Here is a 12,406-nt window from a genome sequence, read left to right as displayed (position 1 = left end):
TACGGAATTACATGGTCTCCATTTTGAAGCTCATGCTTTCAATTACTTTCAGGATGGCTTCCACCGTGTCCATAGACGTTAAACAAGGAACACCGTTCTCCACACTCATTCTTCTGATCTGGAATCCGTCTCTTTCCACCTGTTTTCCTTTTGTCATGGTATTCACCACATACTGTACTTTACCTTTCTGGATCAGATCGATAAGATTCACATCATCTTCCCCGATTTTGTACCCTATTTTACAAGGAATTCCTTTTTCTTCAAAGAATTTGGCTGTTCCTTCTGTAGCCCAGATTCTGAAACCAACTTCGTGGAATCTTGCTGCCAGGTCTGCTGCTTCCTGCTTGTGCTTATCTGCAACTGTGAACAAAATAGAACCGTGCATAGGAACTTTTCTTCCGGCTGCGATCAGTCCTTTGTAAAGGGCTTTTTCCAATGTTGTATCTTTCCCCATTACTTCTCCTGTAGATTTCATTTCAGGGCCTAAGGAGATATCTACTTTTGTCAGTTTTGAGAAAGAGAATACAGGAACTTTTACAAAAACTCCTTCTTTATTCGGAACCAAGCCGTTTTTGTAGCCTAAATCTTTCAGTTTCTGACCTAAAATTGCCTTCGTTGCCAGGTTAGCCATTGGAACTTCAGTAATTTTAGACAGGAAAGGAACTGTTCTCGATGAACGTGGGTTTACTTCAATCACATAGACATTTCCTTCGAAAAGAACGTACTGGATATTCATTAATCCTATTACATTCAGTCCTTTGGCAAGTCTTTGTGTATAGTCTACAAGAGTGTCGATCTCTTTCTGTGAAACATTCTGTGTAGGATATACCGCGATAGAATCTCCTGAGTGTACTCCTGCTCTTTCGATATGCTCCATGATTCCCGGAATCACTACGGTTTCACCATCGCAGATTGCATCGATCTCTATTTCTTTTCCGACCATGTATTTGTCGACCAGAACAGGGTGTTTAGGGCTTGCCTCTACTGCATTTTCCATATAGTAAGCAAGTTCAGCTTCACCGTATACGATTTCCATCGCGCGTCCTCCCAGTACGTAGCTTGGACGTACCAGAACAGGATAACCGATCTCGTTGGCAATTTTTATTGCTTCTTCTTTTGAAGTGGAAGTTTTTCCTAAAGGCTGAGGAATTCCCATTTCCTGAAGTGCTTTTTCGAATTTATCTCTGTTTTCAGCTCTGTCAAGATCTTCCAGTGAAGTTCCAAGGATCTGTACACCGTGAGAAGCCAACTTATCCGCAAGATTGATTGCCGTTTGCCCTCCGAACTGAACAACTACTCCTTTTGGTTTTTCAAGCTCGATAATGTTCATTACATCTTCTTCCGTAAGTGGTTCGAAGTATAATTTATCTGAGATTGAGAAGTCTGTAGAAACTGTTTCCGGGTTGTTGTTGATGATGATCGCCTCGTATCCCATCTCTTTGATCGCCCAAACTGAGTGAACCGTGGCATAGTCAAATTCCACTCCCTGCCCGATTCTGATAGGCCCTGAACCTAAAACGATGATTTTTTCTTTATTGGAAACAACGCTTTCGTTTTCTTCTTCGTAAGTTCCGTAGAAATATGGGGTTTCACTTTCAAATTCAGCGGCACAGGTGTCTACCATTTTATACACCGGCATTACTCCGTTTTCTTTTCTGAAATTGAACACTTCACGCTGAGAAACTTCCCAAAGGTGAGCGATATTCATATCTGCGAAGCCTAATTTTTTAGCCTGTATTAAAGTTTCTTTATCAAATTTATGGGCAGCGATTACTTTTTCGAAATCTACCAGCTTTTTCAGTTTCCAGATGAAGAATTTATCAATTTTGCTCCATTCTACGATCTGCTCCCAGTCGTAACCTCTTCTTAAAGCATCTCCAATGATAAAGAGTCTTTCATCATCACAAACTCTGATTCTTCTTTCGATTTCTTCGGCAGTAAGGGCTTCAGCCTGTTTTGTTTTTAACCCTAAATGCCTGATTCCCGTTTCAAGAGAACGGATAGCTTTCTGTAAAGATTCTTCAAAGTTTCTTCCGATGGCCATTACTTCTCCTGTCGCTTTCATCTGGGTAGATAATCTTCTGTCTGCCGTTTCGAATTTATCGAATGGGAATCTCGGGAATTTTGTTACCACATAGTCAAGGGCAGGTTCAAAACACGCATATGTCTTCCCTGTCACCGGATTCATGATTTCATCAAGTGTTAAGCCTACAGCAATTTTTGCCGCGATTTTTGCAATCGGGTAACCTGTTGCTTTTGATGCTAAAGCTGATGAGCGGGAAACTCTAGGGTTCACCTCGATGATGTAGTAGTTGAAAGAATGTGGGTCCAGTGCTAACTGCACGTTACAACCTCCTTCAATTCCCAAAGCTCTGATGATTTTTAGCGAAGCATTTCTCAGCAACTGATACTCTCTATCTGAAAGTGTCTGAGAAGGCGCCACTACAATTGAATCCCCTGTGTGAACTCCCACCGGGTCTATATTTTCCATGTTACAAACCACAATCGCGTTGTCGTTTGCATCACGCATTACTTCATATTCAATTTCTTTGAATCCTGCAATGGATTTCTCGATAAGACACTGTGTAACAGGGCTATATTTCAATCCTAACTCTGCAATTTCCTTCAGTTCCGCTTCGGTAGAGGCAATACCTCCCCCTGTTCCTCCCATCGTAAAGGCAGGACGAACAATTACCGGATAACCAATCTCATCCGCGAAACGAAGTGCTCCTTCTACCGTATTCACAATATCGGATTCCGGAACGGGCTCGTTCAGCTCTCTCATCAGCTCACGGAAAAGGTCTCTGTCTTCCGCTCTGTTGATCGCAGAAAGCTTGGTTCCCAATACTTCTACTTTGCATTCTTCAAGGATACCCGATTTTTCCAGTTCTACCGCCATATTCAGACCTGTCTGACCTCCAAGGGTCGGTAAAAGCGCATCCGGACGTTCTTTTCTGATGATGTGGCTTACAAACTGAAGTGAAATCGGCTCGATGTATAATTTATCTGCGATTTCCACATCCGTCATAATGGTTGCCGGGTTTGAGTTGATCAAAATCACTTTGTAACCTTCTTCTCTCAAAGACAGGCAAGCCTGTGTTCCTGCGTAATCGAATTCAGCTGCCTGACCGATGATGATGGGTCCTGAACCGATTACTAAAATTGTTTTTATATCTGTACGTTTTGCCATTTTTCTTTTTATTGTAGAGTCAAGATTCTAGAGCCAAGAGCCAAGATTCCGGACTTTTTATTTTAAATTATTTTTAAATGAATAAATCATTCTCTGAATTTCAGAAACCTCATTTAGTAAAGTCATTATTTTTTCTTCAGGTAAAAGATTTAGTTCTCTAACGAGAATCAGCTGTGTCTGCAATTCAAATGCTGATCCCAGGGAAACTGCCAGAAAATGATTGAATTCTTTATTTCCATTTCTACCAGAACCTTCTGCAATATTCGAGGGAATAGAAACTGCAGATCTTTTAATTTGAGAGATTAAGCCATACTTTTCATCGTCACTAATCTCCTGACAAATAATGTAAACATTTTTTGCCAGTATAATAGATTTCTTCCAGAAAAGTAATTTCTCAAAATTGTGCATCTGTAATCTTTTAATCTTAATCTTCGCGTCCTGGTTCTTGTATCTTGATACCTGGTTCTATTTCTTAAATCCTTCCATCAAATCAATGAACTCATCAAATAAGTAATTCGCATCTTCAGGGCCCGGGCTTGCTTCCGGGTGATATTGAACGGAGAAACAAGGATGAATTTTGTGTTTCAGACCTTCGTTTGTTCTGTCATTCAATGCGATGTGTGTTTCAATTAAATCTGTTCCTTTCAAACTTTCCTGATCTACTGCGTAACCGTGATTTTGGGAAGTGATGGCCACTTTGTTTTTCTCCAGATCCAATACCGGGTGATTTCCACCTCTGTGACCGAATTTTAACTTGAATGTTTTTGCTCCGCAAGCCAGTCCGATCAATTGATGTCCTAAGCAGATTCCGAAAATCGGAACTTTGCCTAAGATTCCACGGATCATTTCAAGAGCATGCTGATTGTCTTCAGGGTCACCAGGACCGTTTGACAACATAACTCCATCAGGATCCATCAGTAAGATTTCTTCCGCGGTTACATCCTGGGAAACTACTGTGATATCGCAGTTTCTTTGAGATAATTCTCTGATAATTCCCAATTTGGATCCGAAATCCACTAATACTACTTTAAAACCTCTTCCCGGGTTGGCGTAAGGAGTCTTTGTAGAAACTGTTTCTACCTGGTTGGTAGGGAAATTTGTAGATTTCAGTTCTGCTGTTACTGCATTTTCGTCAGCATCCGCATTTACGATCTTTCCTTTTACCACTCCGTAATTACGCAGAATTCTGGTTAGTCTTCTGGTATCGATTCCTGAAATCCCTGAAAGGTTTTTCTTTTTAAATAATTCATCTAAAGTCATCTGGGTACGGAAATTAGATGGAAGATCGCAAAGTTCTTTTACGATAAGTCCTTTAATAGCCGGCTCAATGCTTTCATAATCATCACGGTTAATACCATAATTTCCGATAAGCGGATAGGTCATGCAAACAATCTGACCGCAGTATGACGGGTCAGAGATCAATTCCTGATACCCTGTCATTCCGGTATTGAAAACTACTTCTCCGGCAGTTTCCAATTCTGCTCCGAAACCTTCTCCATGAAACACTTCACCGGACTCCAGTATTAATTTTTTCTTCATTTTATTTATTTAGATTTTCTTTTACTTTTTATTTTATTTTTAACCACCCCGTCAAAAATTCTTTGAATTTTTGCCACCCCTCCAGAGGAGGGGAATTTTTTGTCAGCTCAAGATCCGGAACTCAAAACCGGAATCCCGAACCTTATTATTATTTGAAGGTATAGCCTTCTTTTTCCAAAGTTTTTTTCAGAATTGCCATTCTCGCGAAAACACCATTCTGCATTTGTTTGAATACTCTTGAACGTTCACATTCTACAAGGTCAGTATCAATCTCCACTCCCCTGTTGATAGGAGCAGGATGCATGATAATGGCTCCGCTTTTCATTGCTTTTTCTCTTTCTTTCGTTAGACCGTATTTTTTATGGTATTCGGAAGCGGAGTAGCTCATTTTTGAATCATGTCTTTCGTGCTGGATTCTCAGCAGCATTAAAACATCTACTTCGGTTATTAACTGATCAACCGGTAAGTAAGTTCCGTTAATTAGGGCTCCTTCATCAAACCAGTCTTCCGGTCCGGAGAAATATACTTTAGCTCCTAATCTTCTTAATGCTTCTGCATTGGAATTGGCAACACGGCTGTGCTTTACGTCGCCTACGATTCCTATTTTCAGTCCTTCAAATTTCCCGAATTCCTGATAGATTGTCAACAGATCCAGCATACACTGGGAAGGATGGTTTCCGGTTCCGTCTCCTCCGTTGATCACCGGAATACTGATATTATTCAGTTCTTCGAAATACCTGTCTTTTTTATCTCTGATCACCACCAGATTTACCCCAAGGCTTTCAATGGTTTTCACGGTGTCATAAAGACTTTCTCCTTTGTTTACAGAGCTGTGTGAAGCATCAAACGGCACTACCTGCAGCCCCAGTTTTCTTTCTGCAATATCAAAACTTGTCTTTGTTCTTGTACTGTCTTCAAAGAAAAGATTTGAGCAGAAAACTTCTCCTTCAATTTTTGCAGTTTTACCGTTGGCAAAAGCCATTGCTTCGGTCAGTATACTGTTGATTCTCTCGGTGCTAAGTTCTGTAATCGTAAACATAATTCTTAATTTTTGAGCATAAAAAAAGCGAAGACAACATCTTCGCTTAATAATAATAAATATCGTAAAGGGCGCTTTCGCCCGGTAAATCTAATGATATAAACACTCTTTTATTCATTAGGTGCAAAGATACAAAAATTTCGTGAACCTACAAAACCAAAGTTTTAAATAAATTAAAAACCTCTTATTCTTTCCTTATTTTCATTTATAATTGATATTTTTGTTAAAACTCAAACCTATTCTATGGATTTAAAGGACAAAATGATTCTCAGTATTATTCAGGAAGACTCTACTTTATCGGTGAAAGAAATTTCAGAAAAGATAGGTCTTACGTTTACTCCTACTTATGAACGTATCAAACAGCTGGAGAAACAGGGCATTATTGAGAAATATGTTGGCCTTTTAAACCGTGAAAAACTGGGTCTGAATATTGTCGTCTATTGTAACGTCCGTCTTAAGGAACAATCCCAGAAAGTACTGGAAACCTTTGAGAAAAACATTATGAAATATGATGAAGTGCAGGAAATCATCAGTCTTTCGGGAGAATATGACTATATGCTGAAGATCATTGCAAAGGATATTAACTCTTATAATGACTTTGCGGTGAATGTGATCTCAAACATACCTAATATTGGCCAGTATCACAGTTCTATTGTCCTTCACGAGGTGAAGAAATCTACTAAGTTTAAAATTGATCTGGAATAATTAGCTTAATTAAACCATTAAGATTTCTTTAAGTGATTAAGGATAGTTAAGGATTCGCAAGCGAATTTTGATAAGCTACCTTTCCCAATCATAGCCTTATTAAAAGATGCTTCGACTTCGCTCAGCACGACATTTCTAATACTAAACATCATTGCAATATTGTCATACGGAGTGAGGCCGAAGCATCTGATAAATTTTTAATCAATCCAGTGATTAAAAATTATCAACCCAATAGTTTGTTTTTCAGTTTATTAAACTGATATTCTATTTTATCAAGACAAAGGTTTCCTATGCTCCCCTGATGGGTGTGATTAAGATTACCGGTCTCAAATTCAAATTCATTGTTTTCAATCTCCTGCCCTACTTTTACGTAAGCATCACGGAATGAGCTTCCTTTTTTCACTTCTTCATTGATTTTCTCTACGCTGAACAGGTATTTATATTTTTCGTCTTCCAGAATTCCGTCTTTTACCTGGATATTCGGAAGAGTGTAATTTAAAATCTCCAGACATTCTTTCAATGAATCAATTGCCGGAAAAAGAATTTCCTTCGTAAGCTGTACATCTCTGTGATAACCCGAAGGCAAATTATTTGTCAATAGGATCAATTCATTCGGCAGAGCCTGGATTCTGTTACATCGTGCGCGTACCAGCTCGAAAATATCCGGGTTCTTTTTGTGCGGCATGATGCTGCTTCCCGTGGTAAATTCCTTTGGAAAGCTTATAAAATCGAAGTTCTGACTTAAATATAAACAGACATCATACGAGAATTTCCCAAGGGTTCCTGCTAAAGTGGCCATAGCCATGGACAGCATTTTTTCAGATTTTCCGCGGGTCATCTGGGCATACACAGAGTTATAGTTCATCGACTGAAAGCCCAGGTTATAGGTCGTGCTTTCACGGTCTATCGGAAAGGAAGAACCGTATCCTGCTGCTGAACCAAGCGGGTTTTTATTGATGATATTCTTCACCGAAAACAGCAGTTCCACATCATCCAGCAATGCTTCAGCATAGGCTCCAAGCCACAATCCAAAGGAAGACGGCATGGCTATCTGAAAATGAGTGTAACCCGGAAGCAATTTGTTTTTATGCTGATCTGCCAGTTTAATCAGGATTTGGAAAAATTCATCAGTTAAAGCTGTAATTTCTCGAATTTCATCTAATAAATAAAGCTTAATATCCAGTAAAACCTGATCATTACGGGATCTTGCGGTATGAATTTTCTTCCCGGTATCTCCTAATTTTTCAATTAAAATAGCTTCCACCTGGGAATGGATATCTTCTGCTTCTTTGTCGATCACAAAGTTTCCGCTGTCTATGTCATTTAAAATGTCTGCCAAAACGGAAAGCATCTGTTCTGATTCTCCAACGGAGATAATCCCCGTTTCTGCCAGCATTTTACAATGGGCCATGGAGCCTTTAACATCGTATTTTGCCAAACGTTCATCGAAGTCAAGGTCTTTCCCGACTGTAAATTTGTTGACTAATATATTGGTGGCCAGGTCATCCTTCTGCCATATTTTTTTCATATTCTTTTCTTTAAATATTGATTCGTTTCAACCAGCCCAGCAGTCCTTATTATTAACTATAAAAAAACATCTCCACATTAAAGTCTTTCATTTTTAATTTAATTTTTTGCATAAATCTTTATTAAAAATATTCAAACTTCATTATCTGCTGAGCATGGTCAAAACATTATTTTAGATTAATCGGTTTCAGAGGTCCTATATCAGAATTTTGAAAGTCTGGTGTCTGGATTCTGAGATCCGAGTTCTTTATAAAACTTTTTCTAAGATCTTTATATAAATCTCAATTCCTTCTTCAATCTCTTTTATATAGATGTATTCATCTGCGGTATGAGAGCGCCTGCTGTCGCCGGGGCCGATCTTTACTGATGTGCAGGGAATAATGGCCTGATCGGACGATGTTGGCGAACCGTACGTTGTCCTTCCGATTTCCAAACCTGCCTGCACAAACGGATGATCCATTTCTATTTTTGATGAATTCAACCTTAAAGACCTCGCCGTCAGTGTAGATTTCATCTGCTTCTGAATAATTTCGAATGCTTCTTTATTTGAATATTCATCCGTAACCCTTACATCCAGAGTAAAAGTGCAGGATTCCGGAACCACATTATGCTGAACTCCGGCATGAATTCCAGACAGGGTAATTTTCACTTCTTCCAGATAATCTGAAACTTTAGGGAATTTAAAAGCCAGGATATTCTGCAGGTCTTCCATACATTTTACAATGGAATTATCATCGTTCGGATGGGCAGCATGGGAAGGAGTTCCTTTCATTTCCCCATCTATCACCAAAAGTCCTTTTTCTGCGATCGCCAGATTCATTTGTGTAGGTTCTCCCACTATGGCGAGCTCTATATTGGGAAGCTGTGGAAATAAAGCTTCAATGCCGTCAAGTCCTGAGATTTCTTCTTCGGCTGTCAGGGCAATGATCAGATTGTAGTTTAAATTTTCTTTTTCATAAAAATGCAAAAAAACCTGCGCCATAGCCACCAGTGAAGCTCCCGCATCATTACTTCCCAAACCGTATAGTTTTCCATCTTTTTCAACCGGAAGAAAAGGGTCCAATGTGTAAGCTTTATTGGGTTTTACGGTATCATGATGGGTATTTAGCAAAACCGACGGCTTAAATACATCAAAGTTCTTATTAACTGCCCAGATGTTATTTTTAAACCGTTTCGTAGGAATATGATGTTTCTTGAAAAAATTCTCAATTTCCACAGACGTATTGTATTCATCTTTGCTGAATGAAGGAATTGCAATCAGTTTTTTAAGCAATTCAACCGCGTTATTCAGTAGTTCGTCTTTACTATAAACAGATTTCAGTTCCTCCATGATGGTTTTCTATATGGTTTTTCAATTGGGTTTCTTTGATTAAGAATACCTTGCTTACATTATTTTTTACTGCTCCGAGAGCATTTTCAAGCTTGGGAAGAATACCTTTGTGGAGTTTTCCCGCTTCTTTTAAAAGAGAAAATTCTTCTTCTGACACCTTTTTTATAACGGATCCCGGGTCTTCAATATTTTCGAGAACGCCTTCCTTATCAAAACAGAACAACAACTCCACATCATAAACATCTGACAGGGATTGTGCAATTACAGAAGCAATAGTATCTGCATTGGTGTTTAAAAGATTGCCTTTTTTGTCATGGGTTATTGCTGAAAAAACCGGTACAAGATCAAGATCAATCAGTTGTGAAAGCAATTTTTCATTAATGCTCTGCTTGTCAATATCACCTACAAATCCGAAATCTATTTCCGGGTGTACTCTTTTCTTAGCCTGGATCATATTTCCGTCAGCACCGGAAAATCCAATAGCATTACAGTTTTTTGCCTGCAGTTTAGCTACTATATTTTTATTGATGCTTCCTGCATACACCATGGATACAATATCGAGAGTATCTTTATCCGTAATCCTTCTTCCGTTAATTAATTTCTGTTCAATTCCCAGCTTGTCAGCCAACGTAGTAGCCAGTTTTCCGCCACCATGAACAAGAATTTTCTTTTCATTGATTTCAGAAAACTGTTCCAGAAACTTGTTCAATAATTCCTCATCATCGATTAAAGCTCCTCCTATTTTAACAACAAAAAGCTTCTCCATAGGTTATTATTTTGAATTGATTTCGTCCAGAATTTCGCTGAATACAGCCTGAGCAGAGAAAATCCGGTTTTTGGCCTGCTGATAGATAATAGAATGGTCGCCATCCATCACTTCATCACTCAATTCTACATTACGGCGCACCGGAAGGCAATGCATTACTTTTGCAGCATTGGTATTTTCCAGTTTTTGGGTTGTCAGCATCCAGTTTTCTTTTACTTCCGGCATTTTTGCATAATCATCAAAAGAAGACCAGTTTTTCACATAAATAAAATCTGCATCTTTCAACGCTTCATCCTGATTATGAATTACTTTTACGTCTTTTGTAAAGTTTTTGTCCAGATCATACCCTTCGGGATTGGCGATTACAAAATCCACATCCATTTCCTGCATCCACTCTGCAAAAGAATTTCCAACAGCCTGGGCAATTGGCTTGATATGTGGCGCCCATGTCAGAACTACTTTTGGTTTGCGCTCTTCTTTCCAGTTTTCTGTGATGGTAATACAGTCTGCCAGACTTTGCAGCGGATGGCGCGTAGCTGATTCCAGAGAAATTACAGGTACTTTTGCATGCTGTTCAAACTGGTTCAGGATACTTTCGTTCACATCGTCTTCTTTAGATTTCATTCCTGCGAAGCAACGTACCGCGATGATATCACAGTATTGATTCAATACTTCGATGGCATCTTTAATATGTTCAACGGTATCGCCATTCATTACAGCTCCGTCTGCAAATTCCAGATTCCAGGCTTCCTGTGCTGCATTTAATGTCAGAACATTTAAACCTAGATTCTGTGCTGCGATCTGGCTGCTTAAGCGTGTTCTTAAACTTGAATTCAAAAACACAAGACCTATTGTTTTTCCCTTTCCTTTTTCTGTTTCGGAATGAGGGTTTTCTTTAATTTGTAAAGCTTTTTTTATGATTTCCTGTAAGTTTTCTACATCGCTTACAGAGGTGAATTTTTTCATTTAATGATTTTTTTCTAATTAATTGTGATGAATTTCAACCACAAAAGGCACAACTTTTTATTTTTTAACACTTCAGAACACTTAAGTTTTAAAAGTTTATTTTTTTGAGAACCTTAAATTCGTGTAAGATTATTAAGGTGTTCAGATTTCTTGTGACTTTTGCTGTTAAATACTTTCCAATACCGTTTTTAAAGCCCCTATAAAAAGATCTGTTTCTTCTTTTCCGATATTAAGGGCAGGAAGAATCCTTAAAACATTCTTATCATTGGAGTTTCCTGTAAAAATGTGATGATTGTACAACAGGTTTTTCCTCACTTCTGCACAATCCTGATCAAGTTCAATCCCGATCATCAACCCTTTCCTTCGGATGGTTTTGATATGAGGAAAATCTTTAATTTCATCTTCAATATAATCACCCATTTTCTGAGCATTTTCGGTAAGATTTTCTTCTTTCATCACATCCAGAACAGCAATTGCCGCAGCACAGGCCAAATGATTTCCTCCGAAAGTGGTTCCCAGCAAACCATTGCTTGCCTGGAACTTCGGATGGATCAGCACACCGCCAATCGGGAAACCATTTCCCATCCCTTTGGCAATCGTAATCATATCCGGCTCGATACCGAATTCCTGATGGGCAAAGAAATATCCGCTTCTTCCATACCCTGACTGCACTTCATCAAGAATTAAAGCAGTGTCATATTTTTCACACAGTTCTTTAATCTTAGATAAAAATTCTGCCGTAGGAATCATAATTCCGCCTACTCCCTGAATTCCTTCGATGATGACGGATGAAATTTCACTTCCCAGCGTTTCAAATATTTCTTCAAGTTGCTGGATATTATTCCACTCAGATTTAATAAATCTTTCAGAAAAGTTTACCGGAGCTACAATTTTTGGATTGTCCGTTACAGAAACAGCCGCAGAAGTTCTCCCGTGAAATGATCCTGAGAAATACAGCACTTTATTTTTTCCGTTGTGAAAAGATGCCAGCTTCAATGCATTTTCATTGGCTTCAGCGCCGGAATTACACAGGAAAAGGTTATAATCTTCGTATCCTGATATTTTTCCTAATTTTTCAGCCAGTTCTGTCTGCAATTCATTCTGCACAGAATTGGAGTAGAAAGAAATTTTTTCTAACTGATCTTTCAATTTATTTTGATAGTACGGATGATTATGTCCAATGGAAATCACTGCGTGACCGCCATAAAAATCAAGATATTTTTCTCCTTTATCATCCCAAAGGAAAGATCCCTGTGCTTTCACAGGATTTATGTTGAATAATGGATATACGTTGAATAAATTCATTTTTTTATTTTTTTATTTTTCTTTTGTCTTGAAACAAAA

At 38.6% G+C, this 12,406-nt stretch carries 10 protein-coding genes; 1 reads left to right on the top strand and 9 read right to left on the bottom strand.

Going from position 1 to position 12,406, the window contains the following annotated elements:
• Positions 1–7 precede the first annotated feature (7 nt).
• The 4 genes from carB to BUB03_RS14675 form a co-directional block, all read right to left on the bottom strand.
• Positions 8–3,190 (bottom strand): carbamoyl-phosphate synthase large subunit, encoded by a 3,183-nt coding sequence (gene carB / locus BUB03_RS14690; RefSeq protein ID WP_073064469.1) that lies wholly within the window; start codon positions 3,188–3,190, stop codon positions 8–10.
• Positions 3,191–3,247: 57 nt separating this feature from the next.
• Positions 3,248–3,598: a four helix bundle protein gene (locus BUB03_RS14685; protein WP_073064466.1), complete on the bottom strand. Its 351-nt coding sequence runs from the start codon at positions 3,596–3,598 to the stop codon at positions 3,248–3,250.
• A 57-nt stretch (positions 3,599–3,655) separates the two neighbouring features.
• Positions 3,656–4,729 (bottom strand): carbamoyl phosphate synthase small subunit, encoded by a 1,074-nt coding sequence (locus tag BUB03_RS14680; protein WP_073064463.1) that lies wholly within the window; start codon positions 4,727–4,729, stop codon positions 3,656–3,658.
• A 148-nt stretch (positions 4,730–4,877) separates the two neighbouring features.
• Complete coding sequence (locus BUB03_RS14675; RefSeq protein WP_073064460.1) at positions 4,878–5,768, bottom strand: aspartate carbamoyltransferase catalytic subunit; 891 nt, start codon at positions 5,766–5,768, stop codon at positions 4,878–4,880.
• Between the two features lie 243 nt (positions 5,769–6,011).
• Between BUB03_RS14675 and BUB03_RS14670 the strand changes: the two genes are divergently transcribed.
• Complete coding sequence (locus BUB03_RS14670; RefSeq protein WP_040996232.1) at positions 6,012–6,473, top strand: Lrp/AsnC family transcriptional regulator; 462 nt, start codon at positions 6,012–6,014, stop codon at positions 6,471–6,473.
• Positions 6,474–6,696: 223 nt separating this feature from the next.
• Here the strand turns inward: BUB03_RS14670 and argH are convergent, their stop codons facing one another.
• From argH to BUB03_RS14645, 5 genes are all read right to left on the bottom strand, one after another.
• Positions 6,697–8,001 carry an argininosuccinate lyase gene (gene argH, locus BUB03_RS14665; RefSeq protein WP_073064458.1) on the bottom strand — a complete coding sequence of 435 codons (1,305 nt, stop codon included), beginning with the start codon at positions 7,999–8,001 and terminating at the stop codon, positions 6,697–6,699.
• Between the two features lie 246 nt (positions 8,002–8,247).
• Positions 8,248–9,330: a M20 family metallo-hydrolase gene (locus BUB03_RS14660; RefSeq protein WP_073064456.1), complete on the bottom strand. Its 1,083-nt coding sequence runs from the start codon at positions 9,328–9,330 to the stop codon at positions 8,248–8,250.
• A complete protein-coding gene (argB, locus tag BUB03_RS14655) occupies positions 9,305–10,096 on the bottom strand; it encodes an acetylglutamate kinase (RefSeq protein ID WP_040996229.1) in 792 nt (263 codons plus the stop codon). Before argB ends, BUB03_RS14660 begins: the two co-directional genes overlap by 26 nt.
• 6 nt (positions 10,097–10,102) lie before the next feature.
• The gene (locus BUB03_RS14650) at positions 10,103–11,062 is read right to left on the bottom strand and encodes an N-acetylornithine carbamoyltransferase (RefSeq protein ID WP_073064455.1); all 960 of its coding nucleotides are present in this window, start codon (positions 11,060–11,062) and stop codon (positions 10,103–10,105) included.
• A gap of 165 nt (positions 11,063–11,227) precedes the next feature.
• Positions 11,228–12,367, bottom strand: a complete 1,140-nt coding sequence (locus tag BUB03_RS14645; protein ID WP_073064452.1) for an aspartate aminotransferase family protein — start codon at positions 12,365–12,367, stop codon at positions 11,228–11,230.
• Positions 12,368–12,406 lie beyond the last annotated feature (39 nt).

It is taken from the genome of Chryseobacterium oranimense (genome assembly GCF_900129755.1).
GTDB classification, from domain to species: Bacteria; Bacteroidota; Bacteroidia; order Flavobacteriales; family Weeksellaceae; genus Chryseobacterium; species Chryseobacterium oranimense.
Note: the sequence above shows the minus strand (reverse complement) of the source record. Positions and strands in the feature narration are given on the sequence as shown.